Annotated in this window: 20 protein-coding genes; 8 read left to right on the top strand and 12 right to left on the bottom strand. The window is 47.4% G+C overall.

The window, feature by feature from the left end:
- Positions 1-341: 341 nt before the first annotated feature.
- Genes trpA through ndhL form a run of 3 tightly spaced genes read right to left on the bottom strand, consistent with a single transcriptional unit; the run spans position 342 to position 1,745 of the window.
- Complete coding sequence (trpA, locus tag QGP82_RS20495; RefSeq protein ID WP_163668793.1) at positions 342-1,139, bottom strand: tryptophan synthase subunit alpha; 798 nt, start codon at positions 1,137-1,139, stop codon at positions 342-344.
- Between the two features lie 55 nt (positions 1,140-1,194).
- A complete protein-coding gene (locus QGP82_RS20500) occupies positions 1,195-1,512 on the bottom strand; it encodes a DUF3007 family protein (RefSeq protein ID WP_499060817.1) in 318 nt (105 codons plus the stop codon).
- Positions 1,513-1,514: 2 nt separating this feature from the next.
- Positions 1,515-1,745 carry an NAD(P)H-quinone oxidoreductase subunit L gene (gene ndhL, locus QGP82_RS20505; protein ID WP_006514742.1) on the bottom strand — a complete coding sequence of 77 codons (231 nt, stop codon included), beginning with the start codon at positions 1,743-1,745 and terminating at the stop codon, positions 1,515-1,517.
- Positions 1,746-2,605: 860 nt separating this feature from the next.
- On the opposite strand from ndhL, the gene QGP82_RS20510 reads away from it, so the two are divergent.
- On the top strand, positions 2,606-3,955 hold the full coding sequence (locus QGP82_RS20510; protein ID WP_499060818.1) for a Sll1247 family protein: 1,350 nt from the start codon (positions 2,606-2,608) through the stop codon (positions 3,953-3,955).
- Between the two features lie 44 nt (positions 3,956-3,999).
- Here QGP82_RS20510 and larC read toward each other — a convergent pair whose 3' ends face one another.
- Complete coding sequence (larC, locus tag QGP82_RS20515; protein ID WP_499060819.1) at positions 4,000-5,376, bottom strand: nickel pincer cofactor biosynthesis protein LarC; 1,377 nt, start codon at positions 5,374-5,376, stop codon at positions 4,000-4,002.
- 550 nt (positions 5,377-5,926) lie between these two features.
- Between larC and QGP82_RS20520 the strand changes: the two genes are divergently transcribed.
- On the top strand, positions 5,927-7,249 hold the full coding sequence (locus QGP82_RS20520; RefSeq protein WP_163700677.1) for a HetZ-related protein: 1,323 nt from the start codon (positions 5,927-5,929) through the stop codon (positions 7,247-7,249).
- Positions 7,250-7,542: 293 nt separating this feature from the next.
- On the opposite strand, the gene QGP82_RS20525 is transcribed toward QGP82_RS20520, so the two are convergent.
- Positions 7,543-8,265, bottom strand: a complete 723-nt coding sequence (locus QGP82_RS20525) for a response regulator transcription factor (RefSeq protein WP_006514738.1) — start codon at positions 8,263-8,265, stop codon at positions 7,543-7,545.
- Between the two features lie 646 nt (positions 8,266-8,911).
- Between QGP82_RS20525 and QGP82_RS20530 the strand changes: the two genes are divergently transcribed.
- The gene (locus tag QGP82_RS20530) at positions 8,912-9,535 is read left to right on the top strand and encodes a CPP1-like family protein (RefSeq protein ID WP_163668783.1); all 624 of its coding nucleotides are present in this window, start codon (positions 8,912-8,914) and stop codon (positions 9,533-9,535) included.
- Positions 9,536-9,707: 172 nt separating this feature from the next.
- Here the strand turns inward: QGP82_RS20530 and QGP82_RS20535 are convergent, their stop codons facing one another.
- Entirely contained in the window at positions 9,708-10,517 is an 810-nt protein-coding gene (locus tag QGP82_RS20535) for a hypothetical protein (RefSeq protein ID WP_499060820.1), read from the bottom strand.
- A 223-nt stretch (positions 10,518-10,740) separates the two neighbouring features.
- On the bottom strand, positions 10,741-11,829 hold the full coding sequence (locus tag QGP82_RS20540; protein WP_163700671.1) for a Gfo/Idh/MocA family protein: 1,089 nt from the start codon (positions 11,827-11,829) through the stop codon (positions 10,741-10,743).
- Between the two features lie 154 nt (positions 11,830-11,983).
- Between QGP82_RS20540 and QGP82_RS20545 the strand changes: the two genes are divergently transcribed.
- The gene (locus QGP82_RS20545) at positions 11,984-12,358 is read left to right on the top strand and encodes a hypothetical protein (RefSeq protein ID WP_163668777.1); all 375 of its coding nucleotides are present in this window, start codon (positions 11,984-11,986) and stop codon (positions 12,356-12,358) included.
- 193 nt (positions 12,359-12,551) lie between these two features.
- On the opposite strand, the gene QGP82_RS20550 is transcribed toward QGP82_RS20545, so the two are convergent.
- The 5 genes from QGP82_RS20550 to QGP82_RS20570 all read right to left on the bottom strand — a co-directional run bounded on the left by QGP82_RS20550 (position 12,552) and on the right by QGP82_RS20570 (position 18,784).
- Positions 12,552-13,412 (bottom strand): tetratricopeptide repeat protein, encoded by an 861-nt coding sequence (locus QGP82_RS20550; protein WP_163668775.1) that lies wholly within the window; start codon positions 13,410-13,412, stop codon positions 12,552-12,554.
- Positions 13,413-13,570: 158 nt separating this feature from the next.
- Positions 13,571-14,287 carry an ABC transporter ATP-binding protein gene (locus tag QGP82_RS20555; protein WP_163668772.1) on the bottom strand — a complete coding sequence of 239 codons (717 nt, stop codon included), beginning with the start codon at positions 14,285-14,287 and terminating at the stop codon, positions 13,571-13,573.
- 14 nt (positions 14,288-14,301) lie between these two features.
- Positions 14,302-15,528, bottom strand: a complete 1,227-nt coding sequence (locus tag QGP82_RS20560; RefSeq protein ID WP_163668770.1) for an ABC transporter permease — start codon at positions 15,526-15,528, stop codon at positions 14,302-14,304.
- Positions 15,529-15,685: 157 nt separating this feature from the next.
- The gene (locus QGP82_RS20565; protein ID WP_163668768.1) at positions 15,686-16,975 is read right to left on the bottom strand and encodes a glucose-1-phosphate adenylyltransferase; all 1,290 of its coding nucleotides are present in this window, start codon (positions 16,973-16,975) and stop codon (positions 15,686-15,688) included.
- A gap of 426 nt (positions 16,976-17,401) precedes the next feature.
- On the bottom strand, positions 17,402-18,784 hold the full coding sequence (locus QGP82_RS20570; protein WP_499060821.1) for a serine hydrolase: 1,383 nt from the start codon (positions 18,782-18,784) through the stop codon (positions 17,402-17,404).
- 425 nt (positions 18,785-19,209) lie between these two features.
- Here QGP82_RS20570 and gatA point away from each other — a divergent pair, with 425 nt between their 5' ends.
- From gatA to QGP82_RS20590, 4 genes are all read left to right on the top strand, one after another.
- Positions 19,210-20,655 (top strand): Asp-tRNA(Asn)/Glu-tRNA(Gln) amidotransferase subunit GatA, encoded by a 1,446-nt coding sequence (gene gatA / locus QGP82_RS20575; protein WP_499060822.1) that lies wholly within the window; start codon positions 19,210-19,212, stop codon positions 20,653-20,655.
- A gap of 462 nt (positions 20,656-21,117) precedes the next feature.
- Complete coding sequence (locus QGP82_RS20580) at positions 21,118-21,984, top strand: Npun_F0296 family exosortase-dependent surface protein (protein ID WP_163668762.1); 867 nt, start codon at positions 21,118-21,120, stop codon at positions 21,982-21,984.
- Between the two features lie 338 nt (positions 21,985-22,322).
- The gene (locus QGP82_RS20585; RefSeq protein WP_499060823.1) at positions 22,323-22,700 is read left to right on the top strand and encodes an effector-associated constant component EACC1; all 378 of its coding nucleotides are present in this window, start codon (positions 22,323-22,325) and stop codon (positions 22,698-22,700) included.
- On the top strand, positions 22,700-26,948 hold a 4,249-nt coding region (locus QGP82_RS20590), incomplete at its 3' end, for a caspase, EACC1-associated type (RefSeq protein ID WP_499060824.1). The genes QGP82_RS20585 and QGP82_RS20590, both read left to right, overlap by 1 nt.

Genomic DNA, 26,948 nt, shown 5'->3' on the forward strand with positions numbered 1-26,948 from the left:
ACGACACTAAGAAAATATCTAAGTTTTAGCGACTTTACCTAGCAAATTCATGGGGATCGCCGCTCCCATGTCCTGATTTAAGAGAAGTGTGACCCTTCATTGAAGATCAGTTGAACTAACATGAAGAATTATTGAAGGTTACATTGCTCAACATTTGTCAGCAAACGTTAACGATAGCCTGTTGCTGTTTGCATAATTCCCTAAGTTAGATCAAAAAAAATTGAAGTGTCCAACATTGTTCAACAATGTTGGACACTTCAATTGCTACGTCTATTCTTTTTTACAGATAGTTCAACAATTTAGTATCTGAACGGCTTGGGTTGTGATTGTTAACGAAGTCCTTATTTCAAAGCCGTCCTTAGTTGTTGACAGAAGCTCTCAACTTCTGAAACACCATCACCTGAGCCATTGGCAGCTAATCTCTTGACAAAAGCACTGCCAACAATTACGCCATCTGCACCCCATGTTTTGAGTTGGGCTGCCTGCTCGGGGGACGAAACGCCAAACCCAACCCCTACAGGCTTATCAGTAACCGTTCGGAGCTCTTGCAATAAATTATGAACGCGGTTACCAATTTGTTGACGCATGCCGGTTACACCGGTAACGCTAACTAGATAAATAAAGCCTTGACACTGTTGTGCGATCGCAACAATTCTTTCTTTAGGCGTCGTCGGTGCCACTAGCAACGTCACCTCAATGCCAATTTCCTTAGCGGGTTTCAGCAGGACGTCCATTTCTTCAAGGGGTAAATCAGGCACCACAAGACCGCGGGCACCAGCCTGATAAATATCCTGCAAAAATTGTTCAATGCCTCGGTTGAGAATAGGATTGTAATAGGTGAACAGTACAATTGGCGCTGATAAGTCCGGTGATACCTCGGCAACTAAGCTTAAAACCGCATCTAAAGTGACGCCCCGCTCCAACGCGCGAGTAGCTGCCGCCTGGATCACCGGACCATCAGCCAACGGGTCAGAATAGGGAACACCCAGTTCAATTAAGTCTGCACCCGCTCGATCCAATGCCCGGAGAGCTTCTGCAGTGGTAGCTAAATCGGGGTCGCCAGCCGTAATAAATGGAATAAGCGCGCAGTCTTTGTGGTCACGCAATGTCTGAAATTGAGCTGAAACCGATTTACCCATCATTTATCTATCTGAACCTGTGTTATTTGCGGTGATCAATGTGGTAAGTAAAAATTTAGGAGGATGACTGGGATTTTTTCTCGGCGTCCAGTTCTGCCTGCAGCTGAGCTAGCTCCTCTTCAGACATCTCGTCCAGGCGTTTTTGCAAAACAGCATCTTCATAATCTTTGAGCTGCTGATTGTAAGTCATCTTTTTAGAAAACACCCGTGTCAGGTAAGTAAATACCCAGCCTAAAAGCCCGCCAGTGAAAATAACCTGACTCCATAGGCCTGCCGAAAGCCCATCTAGACCAGCCATTGAAAGGGCCAAGTATAGACCGCCACCAGCGACAAAAATTCCCAGCCCGACGCCAATTACATCAATACGGCGCATAGCTAAATCTCACGACGTTGGGGTCTAAAGTTAAGAAAGGGCGATAGCAACAACATGCCTGGAAAAAATACAAACACCAGTGAATAAATCAGCAAGCGCTCAATGGATGACGCCACATTCCAACGCTGCTTTAGATAAAAAAGCAGAATACCAGGAACCACTAGCAAATAAAGACCCGCCAAACCAGCATATACAGCCAACGTAATCAAAAGTGAAATATCGAGGTTATCCATAGCCCTTAAGGTTTTTGCCCACGTCGTTAGTCATCATAGCGTTCAGGGGGTTGCACAGAGTACCACTTGGTGTTGGAATTAAACAGGAGTTTTGGTTAACCGGTTAGCGAAGGGTCGCTCCCCAAACTGCCGTTAGCAATAACTCAACTAAGGGGGCGTGGCGGAATGGTAGACGCTGCGGACTTAGAAAACTGAGCCTTAGTGGAGAAATCTGCTAAGTGTAAGCTCTCAAACTCAGGGAAACCTAAGTCAGCCTCAATCAGATACCCCAGGGTTATGGTTGAGGGGATATGGCAATCCTGAGCCAAGCCGTTTGATAGCAATGGCTATTGCCGTTCTTCAATCGGAAGGTGCAGAGGCCCGACGGGAGCTACCCTAACGTCAAGTCGAGGGTAAAGGGAGGGTCCAATCCTCAAAGCCCGCTGAGCGTGGCAGCAGCGAAAGTTGTGGGAGGGTGAAAATCCGCTGACCTTAAACGGTCGTGAGGGTTCAAGTCCCTCCGCCCCCATTTTAAAAAGTCTTTCTTAAGTCTTTTTTAAGTAACGCCAAATTGCTGCTGACCTATAATGCGTCTGTAAGTTTGTACGGAATGCAGCATAGATTGTGCCTAGATCCTGGCATGATAGTATCTAGACATCGATAAGCCGCTTATGCAGAGAGTTTCATTCTCTAGATTGAGTGTTAGATATTCATGAGTCAGTGGTGTTACGGAGGAAAATTCGGCGCAACTATACTTCCCAGTTTGGGTAATTTCTTGTTAAAAATTGAATATTCGAATACATCTTTTTGCTTCTTACACTATCTATCTAGTTAGCCGTGAATGCTAATGGCATGAGTTGCCCTGTATACCAGTAACTTACATGGTTGTTGATAGAGTTTCTGATTCGTTTAATCCCAGACGTCGAAATCAAGACGTTCAGCAGGCCCAGCAGACAATTTATGACTTCCTGCTAGAAATTGTTAAAGATTGGCCTTCAACTGATGTGCTCGAAGAATTTAGGGGCCTATTTCTGCAACATCAGGAAACGGTAAGTACAAATACTGCTCCTGCGTTGTATTCCATTCTATTTTCGAATAATAAGCAGGAATTCCACAACACGCTTAAGCGTTCCTGCTACATCTTAATTAATAATTGGGAAGTAGCCCGCGAGTATGGGGCTATTCGAAACCTTATCCAACTGTTTACTGACCCGACAATTCGTAAGGTATCCCTTTCACCCACCATCAAGCGGTTGCGGCATTGGTTACAGTCCTTCGTTGATAGTGAAGACTTTAAAGACCTTAAGCTTTTTGTTCAAAACCGGTTTAGTAATGAGGCTCCCCATTGGTCGAGGCGTTATACGGCCTATTTACTGGCACCTCAGTATATAGACACCAGTAACCCGTTAGAACAGCGGGAAGCGGCCAGAGCTTTATCTCAGCGACTGAGGGACAAGTTCAAGTTTGATTTGGCCATGTATACAGCACATTTTCCAAAAGCCACTGCTCAACGAGAGCGTCGAGTTAATCCGACTATGCTGGGAGACAGTGCTTTACGGGTGATTAGAGCCCTTGTTGCCAAGCGTGGCATGTTTAGCCACCGCAACTTGGCTCGAATTTTCCAGCAGCAAACCCAAGGGCTAACCTACGGCAGCTACAAAAATAGTTTGGTTGAATACCTGCTCTTTTCTGCCATTAAAACTGACTTTGTAGTGACCCTTGAAACCCGTTTGCAAAAAAAGCTAAATGGCTTGTACGTCAAGTTTAATCACCAGCCGTTGGATGCTTCCCTGGCCTTGCTGACAAGCAATCGAGTGATTGACTACCTGATGACGGAGGACGAAGAAACTCCGTCATCTCTTTTTAGTTTGTTATTAACGAATGGTCGCCCCCTGACGTTGGCAATCGTGCTGCTGAAGCTGCTGTTGATTTCTCCCAGTTCCCATCCATATTTGGATGCTCGAATTGCTGATCTAATTCGTTATTACGAGCAATTTCCTCGGGAAGAATGTCAGTGGATCATTAACTTTTTGGAGATATACGGGGTCACCTTAGCTATCTGCGGCAGCGACGTGCAGTACAACTTGGTGCAAGTTCAGCAGGATGATGCCCAGGCCAGTAATCCAGAAACAGCCTCATTGGAGGAATATCGCATCTTTTCTCAAATGATGCGAGAGTTGCATTGGGCACCTGTCCATCGTGCATCAGAGGATGTTAATGGCATCAGCTAGGTACCCAGACTACTTATGACATTCCTTTTATGATATTCCTTGGTTTATCGGGTGAAGTGAGTGGGTGTGTGGTCCCATTCCGCAGCCCTATATTCATCCTGATATATTGATTGGGCAGCGGCAATGGCAGCCCACTGAACTTGCTTCCAACCTATGGAATGTTGGCGAGCAAGCTGAGCACAGGTTTCATACTCAGGCTGTAGATTCACAACTGGGCCATTGGGTGTGGCGAGTCCCGCTTTAACCTGCACCGGACCGTAGTCAGTTGTAATGGATTGCCAGGACCGATAGAGCGTCTGACGTTGCTGCCCATGGCTGCGAATGCCCAACGTCGTCGTTTCTGAAAACAGCAAGGACTGACAGGCTGCAGCATCGGCTTCGGCACAAATAACCGTCAATAAAATGCCCGGACGATTTTTTTTCATGCCAATGGCTTGGGTAAATACATCCAGGGCACCAGCCTTAAACAAACCGTCATATAGATAACCGATAGCCTGGGGGGTTAAGTCATCCAGCTGGGTTTGTAGCTCCACAATGGCTTCACAATAGCCAGGAATAGTTTGCTGATGACCATGCTCAGGGGCCGACTGCTGGTGCTCTGCATGGGGATGGTCTTTGGGCTGAGGGTCTGTGGACTGGTCATGGCTATGGGCTGACTTGTGGGCTCCATGGTCGGTTGTCCGTGGCTGCGCTCCGGTCCCAATCCATAACCGCAAAATATTGGGAATGGGTAAGTCATGGCTGCCTGCCCCTAAGCCCACCTGGTTTAAGGTCATGGCAGGGGGAGGACCAAAGGCATCACTGAGGGTGGTTGCGATCGCAGCTCCAGTCGGTGTAACCAATTCTTTGTCAATACCATTGCTATAAATAGGCGCTTGAGCACGGCGGAGCAGTTCCAAAACAGCGGGGGCAGGTACCGGTAATCGACCATGGGCTGCCCTGACAGTGCCGCCACCTATCGGTAAAGGCGAACAGACCACCCGGTCCACACCCAGCCACTCCAGGCCTAAACAGGTCCCTACCACATCGATCAGGGCATCCGTAGCACCCACCTCATGGAAATGCACCTGCTCTGCAGGAATGCCATGGACGGCAGCTTCAGCAGCGGCCAATTCTCGAAAAATAGCCAGGCTCCAGTCCACGACCCGAGTGGGCAAGTGGGCCTGACGGATCAAGTTCTCTATCTCAGGTAAATGGCGATGACCACGGACAGCGTCACTGTTCAAACTGATCGTAACTGCGGTCGCTGCTTGTTCCTGACGCCTTACCTGAGTCACTGTAAATTCATACTCATCCTCTAAACCCAGGCGTTTGAGCTGATCCAACAAATTGTCTAAAGGCATCCCTGCCGCCAAAATTGCACCGAGGCACATATTGCCAGCAATGCCCGTTGGGCAATCGAAATAAGCGATCTTTTCCATAGCTTTACGGAATCTCCCCTGAGCGCCAAATTTCCCTACATACACTTCATCCAGGCCTCCTGTAAAAACACCGGACAGGCTCAGACATTAACGTAGCTATTAAATAGTGCAATACGTCAGGGAACTATTAGAATATTCGGCGGTTCATCAATTGTTATTGATGTATTGAGATTAATGGATAGAAACCCATAAATTTCATGTCAATCCCATGCAACTGTCACAAGGTTAAAAATGGACTTACGGGATAGACTATCTACTCAACTGTCACAGTCAAGGACATTGCCTTCACGCGTGTGTTATCTCGTTCGAGCTATCTACCAAATGATTACACAGTAAGTATTTTAGAGTTATTGATGCCCCATTCTTTCGAGCAGCATTCAGTCTTTCAGCAGACTTTTTGGCGATTTGGTTTGGATAGTGACACACTGGTATTCAGGTTCCAGATTGAGTCCCTTTACAGTGAAACTGTCCACTAGCGGACAGGCCTACAGCTCCAACTGCCAATTGAACAGCTCCTCGAATTGTAGGGGCGTGCATCACTAAGGGAATTATGAAAGCTCAATCTACCGCTACAAACGTATTAAACCTAACTAAGCCATCTAATAACGTCGTTCTTCATCCCACGGCTGGCTCTATCCGGTCAACTAAGGACGACACTGTGAATGCAAACCATGAAAATGAACTGTGTCCTGTTGATCAGGCCCTGGTCAGTTTTTTGGTTCAACTAATTCAAGAGCAGGTTAAAGGCAGTACTCGTACTGTCAATGCTGTGGCCAACCGTTTGGCTATCGAAGTGGCTCGTATTTGCCGCAAAAGCGACCGAATTCAAGCCTCTGGCGAAGTTAATGCTTGGCAACACTCCCTAGCGGAGAACCGGATTCAGAAGTATTTGGAGTACTACCGTTTAGGCTCTCGCCAGGGTCGGGTGGAACTGCAAAGTCGACTGAGTGCGATCGCATATCGCTACATCGCTCCGGCTAAGACTCAGCTAGGTTTCCAGGGACGTTGCAATCTACTAGAGGATTTCCTCCAAGGCTTCTACATCGAAGTACTTAAGGCATTTCGTCGGGAAAATCACCTCGAAGCTGACTACACGCCTAGAACTCGCCTGGAGTTGGCTGAATATATGGCCTTCACTGAGCAGTACGCGAAGCGTCGAATTTCTCTACCGGGTTGTTACAACCAGCAGCTCTTGGTTCTACGGGCCCAAAGCTTTGCCAAACGTCTACCCGCTGAGACCTGTGTTGATATTGAAATGGCCGTTGATTCACCGAAGAGTGATGATGCCGATTCCCGTTCTTCAGCACTACAGCAAATTCGCGAGCAAATGGTGGCCGATGTCACTGACCCTGCTGAGGCGGTGCTACGCGATCGCATCATCCGCGAACTAGTGGAGTATCTCGAAGACCAGGATCAGTCCGCCTGCATCGACTATTTAGCACTACGTCTACAAGACATGGCTGCTTCTGAAATTGATGAAGTGCTCGGTCTGACACCACGGCAGCGTGATTATCTACAACAGCGCTTTAAGTACCATGTGGAAAAATTTGCCCAGTCTCACAACTGGGAATTGGTTCACCAGTGGTTAGGGGCTGATCTAGATAAAAACCTCGGGTTGTCCCCCAAAGAGTGGACCGCATTTACCGCTGAGCTAACCGCTGACCAACAGCATCTGCTAGCACTCAAGCAGCAACAAATGCAAGATCCCCAGCGGTCTACTCCTTCAGATGCTGATATTGCTCAGCAGCTGGGGTGGACTCCAAAACGAGTACAGCGCCGTTGGAGTCAAATTGTATCGAGTGCCTGGAAACTTCGTAACACTAGCCGCTCCGCCAAGACTACAGCTAAACCTGTAGCGAAGGTAGAGCAGTAGGCGGCTCCTAAAACATTTCCTTGAGTGCACGTCCATGGCCTTCGCTTTGCGGAGGCTTTTTTTGGGAATGGGGAACTGGGCAGTGGAGAATGGGGAGTTCGCTACCCTAGGGCAGGGTGTAGGTGATTGTAGAGACCCATATAAATAGAAGATATAGAAAGAAGATATAGAAATGTATATGAATAAATGACGGCTACAGAGCCATTCTGTAGCCGTCAAAGGTGATGTCAAAAATTAGCGAGAATGGGGAGTGGATTAAGCCTTTGCGTAACAAGAGACCCACCCCCATGTTTTTATCCTTCAGCTACCTCAGCGCCTGTTGCAGGAGGCTCAAACTTATAGCCAACGCCACGAACAGTTTGAATTAATGTGGGCTGATTGGTATCAATCTCAATTTTTTTGCGAATCTGACCAATATGGACATCCACAACTCGCTGATCGCCGACATATTCATAGTCCCAAACTTTTTGAATCAGTTCGGTACGCCGCCATACTCGGCCAGGATGGCTAGCAAGGAAGTGCAGTAGGTCGAATTCCAACGCCGTTAAGGGAACCAACTGGCTTTCAAGGGTGACCTCTCGGCGGATTGGATCAATGGCCAGGGAGTTGAAGGTGAGACATTGCTGCTCAGCCGCTGTCACGGGTCGCTGACGCTTGAGAATTGCCCCGACCCGTACCTCAAGTTCACCTAAGCTAAATGGCTTAGTAATGTAATCATCAGCCCCTTGATTGAAACCATGAATCTTATCTGATTCATCGGTACGACTGGTAAGCATCAATACAAAAACACCTGTGCGTGATTGCATCTCTTTACACAGGTCGTAGCCATTGGCATCGGGTAAATTAACATCCAAGATGACTAAATCTGGATTGAACTGTTCAAACACAGCCAGAGCATGCTTCCCATCCTCAGCAGACTCCATTTCATAGGTCTGCTTCGCTAAAAATCTGTGAATAAGATTGCGAATGGCTGGGTCGTCGTCAACAACTAAAATTTTGGCAGAGGCCGTGGTCATAATCCTTACACCAAAAAATACGAATCTAGGTAAAAAGGTAAAAATAAATCTGACGTTGCTAATCCCAGAAAGACTTTAATCTGAGAAGGTCTGACAAACGGCACCCATTCTAGATCGATTCATTCTACAAATCAGCAACGGCATAAATCCTAGTAAGATTTAGACTGCCCGTGAAAGCACGTCTAAAGTCCTATTTCACAAGTTTTCAATAACTTCAGAGAAGTTTTACAGAGCTTCCACACCTTATCAAAGAATTCTGCTAAAAACAGCTGGTCAATTGGCACTATAGATAGCCACACCTATAAGTTTATTGAAATATATTGAACCTATCGATTGGGAATGTGAGCAGTGCATCATCAGCATGTGCACCAGTTCTCAATACAGGTACCGTAGTTGATAGATACTGTAGTTGCCAGTCATTATAAGGATGCGACCGTTATAGACAAAGAAACTTCTAAAAAGTTATCTGACATTTCTGTCATCCTCAGCTTGTTTTTTTTTCAGGATGGTTAAACTGATAGTTATTATTGGCAATGGTGCCAGTTGGCAATGGTGTTTTGATGTACAGTGCACTATTTGCCACAGGTGTACGTCATATCACTATTTGTAATCGTCGTAATGGCCACCGTACATATCAGGTGTCGAAATGAATGAGAGCAACTACAAAACGTTGGGATTAGATGAGTCCTCCTCCTTTGAAGAAGTGCAGGTTGCGCGTAAGCGACTTTTAGAAGAGTGCGATGAAAACAATCCCCAACAAAAGGAGGCCATTGAGGCTGCCTACGACGCCATTTTGATGGAACGGCTGCGAATGCGGCAAGAAGGCAAAATTAAGGTACCTGACCGAATTCGGTTTGCTGAAAAAGCAGCTGAGTCATCATCATCGTCATCGAAGGTATCTTTGCCTGCGCCCCAGCCTCCTAGTTGGCTTCAGGACTGGCTGGATACTCCAAGTCGGGACGATATTTTATGGCCATCGGTTACGTTTTTAGCTTTAGCAGCCCTAGGGTGGTTTTCAGCCAATAGTGCGGCGACTGCCTTGGGTTTCTCAGTGGCAGCGACTATTTACTTTCTCAATCGCAAAGAGCGTAAGTTTTGGCGTTCGTTTGGGTTTGCAGCTGGCGGTTTACTAGTGGGTGTTTTGCTGGGGCTGTTGATGATTAGCTTAATTGGTCAGCAAAGTCTGGGGTTAACACCAGAGCGCCTAAATGCGGTGGTGGCGATCATGACTATGACACTTTTGTGGTTTATCAGTAGCTTTCTGCGGTAGGGCTGATTTCAGCGTCAAGTTTAGGTCTAACCCAGGCATCCTAACTGATGGGAATGGATATCGAAGGGCATCCACAAGGGAGTGCCCCTACAAGATGGTTCATTCTCAGAAAATTTAGAACGTTAAAATGGCTGTTGAGCAATGATTAAGGTCTACTCAACAGCCATTTTTTTTAGACTAACTTTGCTGTGCGTTGCATGGCTGCTGCGATCGCTTGATTACTAGATTTGGCCACATAGCAATTGCCTGCATAACGGTCAATATGGCGAAAGATACCAATGGGTGACACGATGCGGCAAGTGTAGAATTCAACAGCAAACTTCCCATTCGGTAAGCTGTGTACCCTTGGAGTTAATGTTTTAGGCTGATCCATACGCCACTGCCAGTCCCGCTGTGAGGGGATAGTGCCGATCAGTCGATGATAATGCCAACGGTAGAAACGACCGCAGCGGCCAAATTCTTGCAATTCTCGCTGTAGAACAGACGCAATTAAAAAGGAACTCGGTGTGAAATTGCCGGTTATGGCATTCATATAATTATGCAGCGCCCCCTCTGGGTAGGGAGGCGTATTATGGTCACCAGCCAGGACTAAGGCGGCTTCCAGATGGGACGTGGTACTCAGTGCATTTGCCATAGCCCAGGTAACTGCACCACCATGGTTAGTATTGGCTCGTCTAATACGGTAGAGATAGGTAACTAGGCAGTAGTCAGGTTTGAGCGCAATGCCCGGTAGACTTTTAAGGGCAGTGCTCGCATCAGCGGTACTAATAAACCATCGACCATTGGCATTGGGCGTTGATCCTTCAGCATGGACAATTCCCCCTTTGCGAAACAGGTTGCTTAAAGTAGCTAGTGAGTCAGGCTCAGGCTCGTCTGCAACTACAGCACTGGGCGCATGTTCACAAGCTGGTAATACCAGTTGCTGCTTAAGCGAGCGTCTGAGGGCTTGTACGGAACTAATGGGAAATTGTTGCGACGACATGGCTGTGGATGACCTGTATCCTCAACGAGCTACGCATCATCATCAATGTATATTACTCAGTACGTGACGGGTTATCCCGTTTAGTTAGGCCATTGTTGCCATAGGACAAGCCATGATCTAAAGAGATAGATAGTATGCGTTTTTGTAATGATCGAATTCTTTAGCTGGCTTGTCTAGATACTTTTGGCTCCAATACCTCAGCAATTTTCATTAGATAAATGAATTAATTGGGGACTGTTAGCCAAGTTTTTTGACTATGGGCCTGGTGGGTAAGATCCATCAGTAATTGTGAATAGACACCCTCTGCGAGAGAAGGAGCTAAAGATTGTTGCTTATCAATACATGATACCCAGTGATCCACTACCCGTATAAAAGGCGCAAGCCTGCCATCATCGTAAAGTTTGGGAAATGCAAGATGGTCTGGAATTTCCAGCTCAGTTAGGGGCTCACCCGCTTGGCTACCAGATAGTGTAAACCCATGAATGTAATCTTTTTGGTTAGCATTACCGAGTACCAAAGTACCCTTATCACCATAGACTTCAACCCAGTGCCCTCGCCCAGCCATGGCTACAGCGCTTAGGGTTACCTGCACAGGAGTCCCATCGGCTAGCTCCAGGCTAATGCTGCAGGTGTCGTCAGAATCAACGGGCTTATAGTCACCCGATACTGGATCAGGACGCTGGGTAATGGTGGTACTCAGATTGGCGGATAACCGTTTGACTGGCCCAAACAACCAGTCGACATAGTCAAACATATGGGAGCCAATGGACCCCAATGCTCCACCGCCTTGATCTTTGCGAGCATACCAGTTCCAAGCCCGTTCAGGATTGGCTCGACTACCGGCAATCCAATCTATTTTAATGAGACGCTTTTGCCCAACGTAGCCTGCTTGGAGAAGTTCTGCTAAGTGTTGCCAGGCAGGGATAAATCGAAACTCAAAGTCCATGACAGCGGCCACATTATGCTGTTGCGCTAGGGCATGGAGCTCTTGAGCTTCCTGAATATTAAGGGCGGTGGGCTTTTCTAACAGTAGGTGTTTACCCGCTTTTAGCACCGCTGATGCCATGGGGTGGTGGGCAAACGGTGGAGTCGCCACACTGACGGCCTGAACCTGGGGCAGGGAGACAACCTCCTCAAGGGTGTCACAGCCATGGGGAATGCCATGGTGTTGGGCAATGGCTTGGGCTTGGTTGCGATCGCGATGATACACCGCCACCACCTCGGTGCGATGGTGAGCTTTAAACCCTGGAATATGGATTTTTTGGCCAAAGCCTGTGCCAATAACAGCAACGCCAATGGATGCCTGAGTCATAGTGCAACGAAAATTAGACAGTAGTAAAAGTTCAGAAAGGCAGACAACCTCTTTGACTACATAGCCTAGCGATAAGCGGGGACACAGCGCTAGCGGCCACTGCTGAGCGTATAATAAGGGTTATTAACAGAACTTTACACAATACGGCCTAGCCATGACCTACTACTACTTGTTTACGCCTCCCTACTTTTTTATGGTGGCCGGTCTTTTGATCGCAGTGACGTCAGGGGCCGCCTTTAGTGCCGTCCTCAAAGACATCGTAGAGGCCTGGCGTAAAACGCGTTCATCTGAAGTAGTTGCTAAGCTGGGTGGTTTGAATATTCAACTGCCATTTTTGGGGATTTGTGCTGGCACCGCCATCTTTTTGGCGTCAGGTTTAGGCTGTTTTGGTACCCCCATCTGGCTGTCCTATGCTACAGCGGCTCCTCTCACATTCCTGAGTGCAGGCCTGGTATGGCGACAGTTAAAGAGTAATCTGGCCCTATTGGAAAGCGGCCAGGCTCGTGCATTCGAGTTGGATTTCTTTTAGCTAGGCGATTGATTGGGGTGATCCCGTAGGGGCATCCCCTTGTGGGTGCCCCAGATGTGAAGGATGGGTAAACTATCACCCTTAGATCATTCTTGCCGACAACGGATTTTATTCACCAGGGCACAGGGGTCGCCACAAGGGCGACCCCTACAAAAACGCAAAAATAAATTTAGGTGACCAATCAGGGCGGCTCCTACTGGCGGATGCGGTCTAACTGGGCTTGAGTGTTAGTTATCCACTGGTTACGGCCCTGGTTAATGTATAAGCCAAGGGCCTGTTGCAAGACTTGTTCAGCTTCATCAGTCCGTCCTAGTTCTGCCAGGGCTAGACCTTTAGAATAGTAGGCATGGCCAAAGGTGGGATATAGCTGAATCGCTCGATCAAAATGTTCAAGGGCAACAGCTGATTCACCGCGACCAAAGTGGGTAATCCCAAGGTTGTAGTGAGCTTCAGGATAGTTACTATCCAAACTAATGGCTGTTTCAAGGGCTTGTACAGCCCCATCTAATTGGTTTTGTTGTAGGTAAATCAGCCCAATTTGATAGTGAACTTCTGGCGCTTGAGGACTGTACTCTACCGCTTTTAAGAATGAATCGAGGGCCACAGGTAGCTTGCCCTGACGACGCTGAACTAACCCCAGGTTGTAATGGCCAATCCCCAACTGGGGTTCCAAGGTAACCGCTCGTTGTAAGTAGCTCTCTGCTTGCTCTAGATTGCCTCCATCCAGTAAGGCAGCACCTAGATTTACGTAAGCCATCGTAAACTGATCATCAGCCTGGGTTGCCTGCCAAAAGGCATCGGCCGCTGCCTGCATTTGGCTCTGTTCACGATAGGCAAGACCCAGGTTATAGTGGGCAATGGCTAATGTTGGATCAAGGGCAACAGCACTCCGGAAGGCTGAGATCGCATCGTCTAGTTGCCCCTGTTGCACATGGATAACACCTTGCTCTAAGGCCGCCTCAGCGCTCTGAAAATCCTGAGCAAGCGTTGGTTTGGCGGCAGTAATGCTTAATGCCATTAACAGTGGCAGTCCGTAGCGATGACCTAGGTTCATGATTCAGTCTCCCTGAGTTGCTACTTAGTGAGCAATATCGGTACACGATCTATGTCTTACAGTCAATCCTTACTTAAGGATATGAAATAATACGTGGGATGGTCCATAGCCTACCATCTAATCCTGATTACTCTACCTTGGTTTGTCAGTAATTTCCCTTACTCGACTAATGTTCCATAGCTAACATCGTCAGGGTTCATATGGGTATGAATAACTTCGCCGTCGCGAAACCAGACTACTCGCTCGGTTAGCCTGGCCACTGCCGGTTCGTGAGTGACCATCACCACCGTAATTCCACTGTGATTGAGCTCGGCAAAAATGGTCATCACCTCTTCAGTGGTGGTGGTATCTAGAGCACCGGTTGGTTCATCAGCCAGCAGCAAGAGGGGGCGATTAACAATTGCGCGTGCGATCGCAACTCGCTGTTGTTGTCCCCCTGATAATTGGCTGGGTTTATTATGCAGCCGATTGCCCAGCCCCACTTGTTTGAGAGCACTGGCTGCCCGTTCACGCCGTTCGGCAGCGGGAGTGCCAGCGTACACCATGGGCAGAGCCACGTTATCCAAGGCACTGAGTTGGGACAGCAGATGAAACTGCTGAAACACGAAGCCAATTTTGCGATTGCGAATCATCGCCAGGGTGTCATCGTCCAGCTGGGCCACATCCTGACCATCAAAAAAATAGTGACCCTGAGTAGGACGATCCAGACAACCAATCACATTCATTGCCGTAGATTTGCCTGAACCCGAAGGTCCCATAATGGCGCAATAGTCTCCCTGGGTAATGGACAGGTTGACATCCCACAGGGCTTTTACTTCCGTATTGCCACTGCCGTAGACTTTGGAAATGTTGCGGAGGTCGATGAGGGAGGGCATGGGGACAATAATTTTTAAATACTTCTCAGCGCCACAATCGGATCTAACTTGGCAGCTTGACGGGCAGGAATAACGCCGAAGAATAGGCCAATGCTGCCAGATACGCCGACGGCGATGACAATGACGCTGACTGAAGCGGAGGATTCGAAGGGGGTGAGGATACTCAGCAGACTGATGCCGCTGACGCCCAGCAGGGTGCCGATGATACCGCCAGCGGCGGAGAGAATAATAGCCTCGATTAAAAATTGCACGAGGATATCTTGCTGAGATGCGCCAATGGCTTTGCGGAGGCCAATTTCTTGGGTACGTTCGCGGACGGAGACTAGCATGATGTTCATGATGCCGATGCCACCAACCAGGAGAGAAATGCTTGCGATCGCAGCTAACATCAGAGTCAACGCGCTGGTAATCGTATCGGCAATGGTGAGCAGCGTATCCTGGTTTTGAATAAAAAAGTCGTCATCTTCAGGTCGAGTAATGCCATGGCGCAGCCGCAGCAGATTGGTAATCTGAAATTCTGCTGTTTGCATACTGGCGGCATCACGGGCTGTTGCTGAAATAAAACCAACCTCGATGCCGAAGGGAGACGTGCGGCCCACAAGGCGACTTGCTTGGGTAGTCAGGGGAACCATCACGGCATCATCATAGTTAACGCCCAAGTTCGACCCTTGAACCGCTAGTACACCGATAACTTCAAAGGAAACATCATTGATGCGGAGTGACTGTCCAAGGGGCACTTGATCGTCAAACAGACGGTTAGCCAGGGAGTTGCCTAAAACAGCAACCGCACTGGTACGCTCCATATCTAGATCAGAAATAAAGCGCCCTTGGTCTGTATCGAAGTTGCGGACATTAATAAAGGCTGGGTTAGTGCCAATCACACTGACATTGGCATTGCGATTGAGAAATGTGGCCAAGCCAGGGGTGGTGTTTTCAGCCGCAACATCAATCACCGAAGGGACCTGTTCTGCAATGGCATTGGCATCCTCCAGGACAAGGTTACGGGTAATTTCCAAACCGCCCAGTTCACGGGTTTCTCGGTTGCCTGGCAAGATAAATAAAATGTTGGGGCCTAAGCTTTGAATTTGCTCATTGATGTAGCGACGTCCCCCATCGCCTAACCCCACCATTGAGATGACTGACGCATTGCCAATGATGATGCCTAACATCGTCAAGGTACTGCGAAGCTTGCTGGCAGTCAGGGTTTTGATTGCCATTTTGAAACTTTCGCGAAGATCCATCTTTAAACCGTTGCAGGGTAGGCATTGCCCACCAAAGAGCTACACCACTAGAATAAACCTAAGATTCAATAACGACATTTATTACGAAAGGCCCCCAGTGATGGGGGCCTTTTTGCAACATTTAATACCCGTGAATGGTGGGCAGTCCCCACTACGGCTAAATAATCATGCCGTCAGGAATTACCGCATTTTTGAGAACAACGACGATACCACTACGGATGTAAAATCCGAGATCTTCCCGCTCAGCTTCTTGAATGTTTTCTTTATTGACAATTTTTACATTCCGGCCAATGCGAGCATTTTTGTCAACAATGGCCTGTTTGATAATCGTGCCTTCACCAATGCCCACCGGTACTTTGCCACGGGTCAAGTGCTGATGACTCTCAGTTGCAGACTCATAGTAGTCAGAGCCCATGAGTAATGCATGATCAATCTCACAGTTTGCTCCAATGCGCTGACGCAGACCAATCACCGTGCGATTAATCAGGCAATCTTTAAGGATGCAACCATCCCCCACAATGGACTCAGTAATCTTACAATCGAGAACTTTGCTCGGGGGAAGATAGCGAGCGCGAGTATAAATTGGAGCGTCTTCTTCGTAGAAACTAAATGGGGGTCGAGGCTGTTGAGTAAGCGCTAGATTGGAATTGAAAAAGGCTTCAATAGTCCCAATATCTTCCCAGTAATCATCAAACAGATAGGCCTGAATATTGTAGTCACGGGCAGCGCCTGGAATAATCTCCTTACCAAAGTCCGTCTGTTCGGGAGAACGGCGTAGTAAATCAATCAGTGTCTGTTTCTTAAATACGTAGATACCCATGGAAGCAATAAAAGGCTTCTCTTTTGCCTCTTCAGGGTTCAGACCGAGGGTGCATGTATTCACCTTCATAGCTTCCAAGGCATCACCCTTGGGCTTCTCATTGAAATCAACGATACGACCGGAGCCATCGATCTTCATTAGACCGAAGCTAGACGCAACTTTGTAGCCGACGGGAACGACCGAAAGAGTGACATCAGCGCCAGTGCTGCGGTGGCGCTCCACAAACAGACTGTAATCCATACGGTAGAGATGATCGCCTGAAAGGATGACAATTTCATCCACATCCCAGCTTTCGAATAGCCATAGATACTTACGGACGGCATCGGCAGTTCCTTGGAACCAGCTAGGGCTTTCAGGGGTTTGCTGGGCAGCCAGCACTTCCACAAAACCATCACTGAATTGAGAAAAGTTGTAGGCGCGAGTGATATGTCTGTTGAGCGATGCTGAATTAAACTGAGTGAGAACGTAGATTTTTAATATTTCTGAGTTGATACAGTTACTAACTGGAATATCAATTAACCGATATTTACCTGCTAGGGGAACTGCGGGCTTTGCACGAAACTTCGTTAAAGGGTAGAGGCGAGTGCCAGCACCACCGCCAAGAATAATTGAAAGAACTCTTTTCACAGGCTCGTCTCACTAGCGCAGTTTATTAATTCATTATTTAGTTTGAGGGTGTATCCAATCCTTGACAAGAGGCTGAAACAAATTATTTTTGGGTTTGTGTCCTGAGATACTCGATAGTTGGAATCACCTTAAGCCTATTCCTATCAACGCCATAAGTTGGGCAAATATATATAAAAGCCCTAAGCCTCACAGCTATTATTCCAAGCAGTGCAGCACTTTAACGATGGTTAACCTCAAGCGTCATACCTAGTCACTAAAACGGACAATTCACACCGCTGATAGCCAGTTTTTTCATAGAGAAAATGACTAGAAAAATTGATTTCTAGACATAATAAAAATGCCATAGCCCAAACATCTATGTTCTAATTTTCATTAGAACATTAGTGCCTTCTATGGGCTCAGCTTGAAAAAGTGAATGACTAATTTTTAAATTTTTTGAGCGATTTTAGAGGTGAATTGTTGATCTAAAGGACCATTATCTAGCACATGGCGAGCCGCATCTCGGATAATCTGACGCAGTCGGAATTGATTGGCGCTTTTATCAATGGTGACGGTCATGACATAGCGCTCTTCACCGACCTTGAACGCCACGGTGCTGCCAATTACTGAAGAGTTTTGCCCGGTTTTCTCACCAATCCAAAAAATATCGGGCTTTTCTCTAACTAGAGCTCGATAACCAAAGTCAAGGTCATACTGACCCACTAATGCGTTGAGAATCTCTTCATCGCTGGCTTTGGTAAAGCTGTAGATGCGCATCATCATCTGAGTTAGCTCATCAGCCGTGCTAACGTTTCGACCAGATCCCATACTTTTGGGAAAGGTGCTACTACCAACGAGTTTGTGGCCCACTGTAGTCTTTGTGAAACCTTCTGCTTTGAGGGCAGCGTTGATGGTGTCGTACCCCAGGTAATCGATCAGCTGATTGGTGGCGATGTTATTACTCTCAGTAATCATTCGCACCATCACCTCTCGCAGGGTGTAGGTCTTGTCAACAAAAATCTTGGCACCCTGGGCATTCTCTGTAAAGTTGCTGGGGTCAATGTAAATTTGATCGTCTAAATTTGCCTGACCGTTGGTGACCTGATGCATCAAAGCAACGGCAATAGGCAGTTTTACCAAGCTAGCCAGGCTCAGGGGAGGAACATCACCTCGATAGCCCCGACACTCGCTGGTGCCTAGCTGACACAGGGAAATACGGACAGTATTAGGATTGCCCAATGCAGACGCAATCGGTATCAAGAAGTCAGAACGCTGCTGCTCAATGCGACGACTCACAAATGTGGCAACGTTGCTATATTCCTTGAGCTTAGCCTGGGCTTGAGAATATTCTTCTGAATCACTATTGACGGACTCAAGTGCCCAAATTGCTTGTTGCCAGAGGGCTTTTTCCCGTTGGCTCAGTTCAATATTGCTGCCTTGTTTGCGTAGGGATAACGCTTCTTGAGCGAGGGCGATCGCACGCTCATAACCAGACCCCCATTGCTTCTTTTCCAAGACACGCTCCGTCAGACCATGACTAAATCGGGTTAGCGCAATGTAAGGCCGCACCACCCCTTCTGGATTGATCTGGCCCACGGATGCTTGAGCAACCTGGATCGGCGCTGCTGTCGCTGTAGAGTCCGCTTCAATAACTGCACCATCCACGGTTTGTTCTGGAGACCCTGCTAGTGTTCCAGGTGCCACTGCCCATTCGGCAGGTAGTCGGGGGATAACCAGAAACATAACCCCAAGGGTACTGCCGGACAACAGCAACAGTCGCAGCCAGGTCTGACGCCAAATGGGCTTAGGAGTAGAACGAAAAAGGAGCATAAACGATTATGAAACAGAATCAACAATCGCGATGATTATCAGGGAAACAAGCGGGGCCAGTATGGACGTGTCTTTGTAGGACTTAGTTACTAAATACACTAAGTATCCATTAAAGATTTAATAGAAAAATAATAAGAAAGATTGTACCTGGCTACACATTTACCTAAAAACATTCATGGGCAGCTTAGACCTATATCCAGGCTATTACGCCTAAAAGCATTGCTTAGAAAAGCGCTTACTACTACTTTAGTGAACCCACCAGATTGATCCGAAAAATTAACGTCGTCAGAGTAAATTTTCGTGGTAGAAACGCTATTTATCATGGGCATGATGAATTCTGTAGCTGGCTGACCCATTAGTCCCATTGCCGCCATTCCCACCTATACTGTTAGCTTGGAATTGCTAGGCATACTGAAGGAGCCCGAATGTCAGTCATCCGCAAGTTGCAGCGACAGCTCACCCAAAAAGAGCGTACTGCGGTTGAAATTACTCAAGCATATCTAGATCGATTGCAGGCGCTAGAGCCTAAATTACATAGTTTTTTGGCTGTAACGGCTGATAAGGCATTGGCTCAGGCCCAGCAGGTAGATAGTGAGATCGCAGCAGGCGAGGCCCTCAGACCCCTGGCCGGTATCCCCATTGCTCTTAAGGATAACCTTTGCACTAAAGGCATTCGCACCACCTGTGCTTCAAAGATTTTGGAGGGCTTTATTCCGCCCTATGAATCGACAGTAACCCAGCGCTTAGCCGATGCTGGAGCAATTTTCCTGGGTAAAACCAACATGGATGAGTTTGCCATGGGCAGCTCCACCGAAAACTCTGCCTATCAGCTCACCGCCAATCCCTGGGATACAACCCGTGTTCCCGGGGGCTCTTCTGGGGGCTCTGCTGCTGCTGTAGCTGCTGATCAGGCCCCGATTTCCCTGGGGTCAGATACGGGGGGATCTATCCGTCAGCCTGCGGCCTATTGTGGTGTGGTGGGGATGAAGCCCACCTATGGGTTGGTGTCCCGCTACGGATTGGTGGCCTTTGCCTCATCGTTGGATCAGATTGGTCCCTTTAGTCGTACGGTGGAGGATGCCGCGATTTTGCTGGGTGCGATCGCAGGCCATGACACCAAAGATTCCACCAGCTTGAATGTCAAGATTCCTGACTATACCCAGCACCTAAAAACCGACCTCAAAGGCAAGCGCATTGGTTTGATTAAAGAAACCTTTGGCGAAGGTCTGGACGGTGATGTGGCCCAGGCCATGGAGGCGGCCATTGAGCAAATGAAGGACCTGGGGGCCAAGATTGTTGAAATTTCCTGTCCCAACTTCAAATATGGTCTGCCCACCTATTACATCATCGCCCCGTCAGAAGCCTCATCAAACCTGGCTCGCTATGACGGTGTTCGCTACGGTCAGCGGGCTGAGACCGACAACCTGCTGTCCATGTACAAACAAACCCGAGCTGAAGGGTTTGGCGCAGAAGTGAAACGTCGCATCATGATCGGCACCTATGCCCTCTCTGCCGGTTACTATGACGCCTATTATCTCCAGGCACAAAAGGTGCGCACCCTGATCAAGCAAGATTTTGAAGCCGCATTTAAAGACGTGGATGTGTTGCTCACCCCCACGGTACCCAGCACCGCCTTTAAAGCCGGAGATAAAGTGAACGACCCCCTCAGCATGTATTTGTCTGACTTGATGACAATTACAGTGAATCTGGCGGGTTTACCCGGTATCAGTCTACCCTGTGGGTTTGATGAGTCTGGGTTACCCATTGGTATGCAACTCATTGGCAATGCCCTGCGAGAAGACACCTTATTTGAAGTAGCATCGGCCTACGAACAAGCCACACCCTGGCATGAAAAGATGCCGCAGGTCTAGGGCAACAACGTAGGACTAAAAAGCTAGACATATCGGTTGATCAAGGGTAACCGGTGAAGAGAATCCACTCTTCACCGGTTACTCTTTTAATTTGCATAAATTGGTTTGAATAAAATTTATGCAATTAGCAAGGCTGACAAGAAACTGTGTCTAATCCGAGTCCGAAATAAGACGTAAGCCAATGCTATGGACTCAGTTAAGCTAACTAGAACAAACCTTTTAAGTAACTTGTTGGTTAAGAGGTTTTCTAAATATATTTACTGACAAATACACGATTGTTGTTTCAATTTAATGTTAATCCTAGAAAAACCAACTAAAGTTCTAATGCGCCTATTTTAGGGGTTTTTCCTGTTAGGGGTGGAGCCCCTTGCTGGTGATACTGATTGCATGCATGTAGCAGAAAGCACATCTGCGACATCCACTCTAAATCATTCATTCAGTATCAAATAAAGCACTCCCACTATGAAGCGTATTTACCAGATGTTGCTGGCTGCAACCGTTGCTGTAGCAGCTCCCCTAACAGTTGCGCCCCTGGCCCAGGCAGACGATTTTGATGATGCATCTTTGCCTGTTTACAGCGAGTTCACCATTGATGGCATCACCGCTAAAGTGACTAAGGGCGTTAACCTGCTCGATGACCCCAACGGTACCCTGGGAGCCTTTTCTGATTTCTATTACAACGAAGGGGTGGTTACCATTGACTTTAATGATCCCAGTGCTCGCGAGTCTGTGGCTGGCAAAGCCAATGCCTATACCTTTGGCGATGAGTCGATGATATTCACCTTTGATAAGGCCCTGGGTGTTGATAGAACAGATGTTAAAAGTGACAAATGGGCACCTACTGGTGCCAATGCTGAGAAAAATACCTCCGATTATTTAGCTGTTTTTCAAGGTAATTCGGTCACTGTTGATTTAGCAAGTAGTCTTAACTACTTTGGAATGAACTGGGGAGCCTTGAGTCCTGAGAACAAGTTTGAGTTCTTGAAAGTTGACGACAATGGCGTTGAAACTAGTCTAGGTTTGTTTGACTATAACAATGTCTTTGGTTCGAGTGACTCTAAGCTGCCCACCCAAGCAGCCCATCACAATAACGAGTACAACGGTTACGTTCACTTCTATGCTAATGAAGTAGACGGTCTGTTTAATCGAATCAAAATTACTCAAACTGGTGGTGGTGGGTTTGAGACCGATAACTATTCCTTCCGCTTTAGCGATAAGTCCTTTGACTTTGAGGAAGGGGAAGATACTGCTCAAACACCTGAACCTGGTATTTTGTTGGGGCTGACTGCTTTCGCTAGCCTGATGATGCGTCGTCGTTTGATGGCATAGGGGCCTGATAGACAACTTCATATACTTTTCAACCTGTTTGGTTTCGACATTTGAAGCCAAACAGGTTTTTGGGATGCTCTAGAGAAATACTTTGCTGTAGCTAATTGACCTGTCTGAATATTCGTACTACAGCACCTGCTTTGAAGAAGATGCCGTTACGTTATGATTGCTCGTTTTTGAAGAGTGACAGAATGGTAGAACTTTACCTCAGGGCTGTTCAATATCTTGGAAAACGCTTGAAAAATCTGCGTTTAAATTTTAATAGCTGATTTAGAGACATCTCTGGAGAGGTCGACTAAACTGTAACCAGCAAAAATTGATTAGACAGGCTGAGTTGCATGGCAGATGTTGCATTAGGTCTAGAACTGCAAGGTTCTGAGGCAAATGAGGAAACCCTGGCTTCTTTACAGGATTGGATTCAGCAGGAACAGATTGCTGGACTAAAGCAGCTTAAGCCTGAGTTGGGAGATGCTGAGCCAGGGAAAATGGGCATTGACCCAATTACAGTACTGTCTGTGGTTTTAGCGTCTAAGGCTGTGGTTGAGCTGGTTAAAGCAATCCATGTGTGGATTCAGAGTACTCGACCGAAAGTGACCATGAAGGTACAAATTGCGGAGGGTACCTTTGTTGAAGTCACGGCAGAGAATTTGCCCGAAATGGACCTGTTTGTAGAGCAGGTGATGAATAAGGTTAAATCTTTAGAGGCTGGTGATTGATGCTATCGATTATCCCTGAAGAAACCCAGGCGATATTGATAGGGACTAGCCAATTTCCCAAAGATCAAGAGCTTTGCCCGTTACCGGGAGTCGTCAACAACGTTAATGATTTAGCAAATTTGCTGCAGGACTACCAGATTATTGGTATTCCTCTGTCTAACGTGACGAAGATCCTGGATGAAGCAAGTGCTTCGGTTGTAGCAACTAGGCTGGCAAATAAGGCAAAGCAGGCTACGGATACTCTGATTGTTTACTACTCAGGGCATGGCCTGATTGGAAAAGGTAAGAATAAACTTGTACTAACCGTTGGTGATACTACTCGGGACAGTTCTCACTTTGATGGTCTTCAGTTCGAGAAGGTGAAAGAGGCCATTGCCGGTTCTCCAGCCACGCGGAAACTATTAATTATCGATAGCTGTTTTAGTGGTCGGGCTTTGATGTCTGATACCTCTAGCTATATCAAAGAACGTATTGATATTAAGGGAACGTATACCATCGCAGCAGTTCCCAGCAACCGCATGGCCGATGCTCCAGAAGGGGAGAGATACACTGCTTTTTCTGGCAAGCTGATTGACGTTATTCAAACTGGTATTGATAATCAGCAGCCATTTATTACCTTAGAAACGCTGTTTGAACAGGTTAAAGACGAACTGGTAGACGCCGGTTTTTTAGCACCTGAGCGTAGTACGGTTCATGACGCGGACAAGATAAAACTGCTGAGAAATCGCCATTACAAGCCTGCGATTAATTCCAGTGTTGTTTTTATTGGTGATTCAGACGATTCTACAGTTCGGGAATATCGCATCGCCGCTAAGCAATGTATTGAAAATGCGTCTTCTCCTTGGGTAGCCGTTGATAGGCAAGAAGTTTGCTTTGCCAGTGAGCCTACGCCGGAGGCTTGTAAAACTGCTGTCGATAGCTGTGGTGTTTACGTAGCCTTGTTGGGTAACTTTTATGGCCAGCTTTATGAGGAGCCAGAGATTAGCCATACTGAGTTTGAGCTTAAGGCAGCCGCTGATGCTGGACAAAAGATTATTGTCTTTGATTTGCCTGCGCCTACAGAGTCTCCAGATATAACGTTTATTATGGCTCAAGGGCCATTGATCCCTAGACAGACGGCACTTAAGGAATATGTAGAAGCAGAGTCTTCAAATTTAGCTATCTATCAAGTATCCAGTCCTAAAGATCTACAAACACAGCTTGAGAGTGCGCTGGCAGAAATATCTAAAGAATCAGAACAGTTGTCTGAAACTGTCGGGCAGCCTGTTGCAAAACCATCGATCGCATCAAAGCTTCAATTTTTAGGGGAGTATTCTCACCTGAGTTTTGATCGCCGTCCTGTCTTAACGTACGGAGTTCAAGATTTAGACCAAAAATTGCTTGATTTTTTTCTAACCCAACCTCAAGCTCGGGATGCGTTGAGACAGGAAAACGTTTTGCGAGCGTCTACGGTCGATCACCTTGGCTATCTTGGACTGTTACATGATGACAGCCCGGCTCTTGGGGCATTTTTCTGTTTTGCACCAAGGGCATTCTTAGTCAACAAATTTGCAGCCTGTGGTTTGGCATTATGCGTGTATGACAGTCCTAATCGAGGAGACGCCAATGCCAGTCCAAGACGCGAGAACGATAATTTACTCAATCTGCTAGAAATTGGGATGAACTTCCTGAGGGAAGATGCAGGTTTAAGTAAAACAGGCAAGATTGGTACAGGGTCTAGGGACGATCTCGAAATTCCAGAGATTGCCCTCAAAGAAGCTTTGGCTAATGCTCTGATTCACAGAGAGTATGAGAGTCAACAAGCAGAGCAACCTACCCGCATCGATGTGTATCCAGATCGAGTGGAAATCATCAGTTTTGGTGAGCCCTTAGTTGATTTAGAGCAAGAACCAGAAGATATTATTTCCACTAAGCGAAATCATACGATTGCCGAAATCTTTCGCATTATGCAGCAGGTGGAGCTGAATGCTAGTGGTATTAGCCGTATGCATGGTGCGATGCGCACGGCACAGTTGCCGCCACCAAAAATTAAAACCACATCTAAACCCGATGCCGTAAAGGTTATTTTTCGCAGACCCCAGCGAACTGAGCAAGGTGAGGTTGTTGAATCAGATTTTACACTCTCAGAAATTTTTACTGGACCGAGTGGTCTGAAAGAGGGCAAACCATTTCAAGCACCGCCATTACCCAGTTACTTTGTAGACCGTCCCGAATATCGAGACGCGATCAAAGCGAATGTATTAGCTCAAGTGGGTCGTCTGGACCCGGCCACATTTACCAGTGCCAGCAAACCAGGCACGCTAGTTGTTAGTGCCATATATGGCCTGGGTGGCATTGGTAAGTCGGTTTTAGCAGCTGCTATTGCCCATGATCGAGAAGTTCAATCCCAATTTCCAGATGGTATTTTTTGGGTAACTTTAGGTCAAACACCTGATTTGCTACCACTTTTAAGTAGCTGGATACAGGCTTTAGGCGACCACGAATACAAGCCTGTTACTAAAGAAGCGGCCTCTACACATTTACAAACTCAGCTGTACGACAAGCGTGCTCTGCTGGTGGTAGACGATGTATGGAACTCAGAAGATGCCGAATATTTTCGAGTGGGTGGGGCGGAATGTTGTGTGCTGATTACCACTCGTGAGGCACCCATTGAAGGCGCTGCCCGATATGACCTGGATGTGATGACTCCAGACCAGTCATTGAAGTTAATGTCTCAGGCGATTGGAGAGAGCCTGAGCGAAGCAGAAAAGGTTAGTGCTAGGACCCTGGCAAAAGAAGTCGGCTATTTGCCATTAGCCCTGGAACTAGCGGCTGCACAGGTGGAATACGGAGCTACCTGGACTGAAATTTTAGATGATCTGAGGGCAGAGGTGTGCCGGTTAGAATCTCTGGACCGAGTAGGAACAGAAAAAATTAGTGAAGCTAAACGACGAAAACATAGTTTAGTTGCATCGTTTAATTTGAGTCTAAGACAACTCTCAGACGAGCAGCGAGAACGATTTGCCTGGCTTGGCATTGTACCTGAGGATGTCACCATTACCCAGGGGATGGCGGCTACTTTATGGCAAGTGTCTGATCGTCAAGCAACCGGAATTTTGAGAACGTTTCGAGCTAAGGCGTTGTTGCTAGCAGGGGCGCGGCAGGACGACGGTAAGTTAGGGTATCGCATGCATGATTTGATGCATGATCTGGCTCAAAAAGTGTTGGTGAGTAGTCCTGAACCAGCCATACCGGGAGAGCTATCAGGATTAGGCATTGAATTGGAAACAGCCCATGCCAAACTTCTAACAGCTTATAAACGCAAAGCAAAAGATAACCTATGGCATACATTGCCGGATGATGGGTATATCCATGGACGGCTTACCTGGCATTTAGAAAAAGCGGGACAAGCAGAGGAAGTACATAGCCTGCTACAAGAGACGAATGATGGGGGTCGGAATGGCTGGTACGAAGCCTGTGATGCTCTGGGGCAAAGTTCTTACTTTGTGACTGATATTAGTCGAGCATGGAATTTGGCATCATCACTATTTAGTGCTGAGCCCTGCCGTGCTATCTATCTGCAATGTTGCTATGCACTGATGAAAATGTCACTCAACAGTCTAGCCCAGAGCATCCCTGCCGAAATGGTAGCAGCACTGTTAGAAGAAAATCTTTGGCAACCAACACAGAGCCTGGCATATGTACAACAGTTGCAAGACCCTATTAAGAAAATTGTCGCTCTTGAGAAGATTTTTCCATATTTGCCAAAGTCATTAGTGCCTAAGGTTCGTGAAACTATTGCCGCTTTTCAGTCTGAATATCTATATGCCTATGCACTGAGAAAACTATCGAAGCACCTGCCAGAGCTACTGCCCGAAGCGCTAGAGGTAACCCACTCGATACAAGATGAGCCTGACCGTGCTGATGCGCTCAGAGAACTGGTGAAACAACTGCCACCGGAGTTACTGCCCGAAGCATTGGAGGTGACCCGTTCGATACAATCAGAGTCCTCCCGTGCTTCTGCGCTCAGAGAACTGGCCAAGCACCTGCCGGAGCTACTACCCGAAGCGCTAGAGGTGACCCGTTCGATACAATCAGAGTCCTCCCGTGCTTCTGCGCTCAGAGAACTGGCCAAGCAACTACCGGAGCTACTACCCGAAGCGCTAGAGGTGACCCGTTCGATACAATCAGAGTCCTCCCGTGCTTCTGCGCTCAGAGAACTGGCCAAGCAACTACCGGAGCTACTACCCGAAGCGCTAGAGGTGACCC

This window comes from Leptothoe sp. LEGE 181152 (assembly GCF_032906605.1).
GTDB classification, from domain to species: domain Bacteria; phylum Cyanobacteriota; class Cyanobacteriia; order Phormidesmidales; family Phormidesmidaceae; genus Leptothoe; species Leptothoe turfae.

Bases quoted from the DNA above. Each gene is read 5' to 3' on its own strand.
- QGP82_RS20535 (WP_499060820.1), bottom strand. From the start codon at position 10,517: ATGTCGTCGCAACAATTTCCCATTAGTTCCGTACAAGCCCTCAGACGC.
- ndhL (WP_006514742.1), bottom strand. From the start codon at position 1,745: ATGGATAACCTCGATATTTCACTTTTGATTACGTTGGCTGTATATGCT.
- QGP82_RS20550 (WP_163668775.1), bottom strand. From the start codon at position 13,412: ATGAACCTAGGTCATCGCTACGGACTGCCACTGTTAATGGCATTAAGC.
- QGP82_RS20520 (WP_163700677.1), top strand. From the start codon at position 5,927: ATGAAAGCTCAATCTACCGCTACAAACGTATTAAACCTAACTAAGCCA.
- QGP82_RS20500 (WP_499060817.1), bottom strand. From the start codon at position 1,512: ATGCGCCGTATTGATGTAATTGGCGTCGGGCTGGGAATTTTTGTCGCT.
- gatA (WP_499060822.1), top strand. From the start codon at position 19,210: ATGTCAGTCATCCGCAAGTTGCAGCGACAGCTCACCCAAAAAGAGCGT.
- QGP82_RS20525 (WP_006514738.1), bottom strand. From the start codon at position 8,265: ATGACCACGGCCTCTGCCAAAATTTTAGTTGTTGACGACGACCCAGCC.
- QGP82_RS20545 (WP_163668777.1), top strand. From the start codon at position 11,984: ATGACCTACTACTACTTGTTTACGCCTCCCTACTTTTTTATGGTGGCC.
- QGP82_RS20555 (WP_163668772.1), bottom strand. From the start codon at position 14,287: ATGCCCTCCCTCATCGACCTCCGCAACATTTCCAAAGTCTACGGCAGT.
- QGP82_RS20530 (WP_163668783.1), top strand. From the start codon at position 8,912: ATGAATGAGAGCAACTACAAAACGTTGGGATTAGATGAGTCCTCCTCC.
- QGP82_RS20540 (WP_163700671.1), bottom strand. From the start codon at position 11,829: ATGACTCAGGCATCCATTGGCGTTGCTGTTATTGGCACAGGCTTTGGC.
- larC (WP_499060819.1), bottom strand. From the start codon at position 5,376: ATGGAAAAGATCGCTTATTTCGATTGCCCAACGGGCATTGCTGGCAAT.
- QGP82_RS20510 (WP_499060818.1), top strand. From the start codon at position 2,606: ATGGTTGTTGATAGAGTTTCTGATTCGTTTAATCCCAGACGTCGAAAT.
- QGP82_RS20585 (WP_499060823.1), top strand. From the start codon at position 22,323: ATGGCAGATGTTGCATTAGGTCTAGAACTGCAAGGTTCTGAGGCAAAT.
- QGP82_RS20560 (WP_163668770.1), bottom strand. From the start codon at position 15,528: ATGGATCTTCGCGAAAGTTTCAAAATGGCAATCAAAACCCTGACTGCC.
- QGP82_RS20570 (WP_499060821.1), bottom strand. From the start codon at position 18,784: ATGCTCCTTTTTCGTTCTACTCCTAAGCCCATTTGGCGTCAGACCTGG.
- QGP82_RS20580 (WP_163668762.1), top strand. From the start codon at position 21,118: ATGAAGCGTATTTACCAGATGTTGCTGGCTGCAACCGTTGCTGTAGCA.
- trpA (WP_163668793.1), bottom strand. From the start codon at position 1,139: ATGGGTAAATCGGTTTCAGCTCAATTTCAGACATTGCGTGACCACAAA.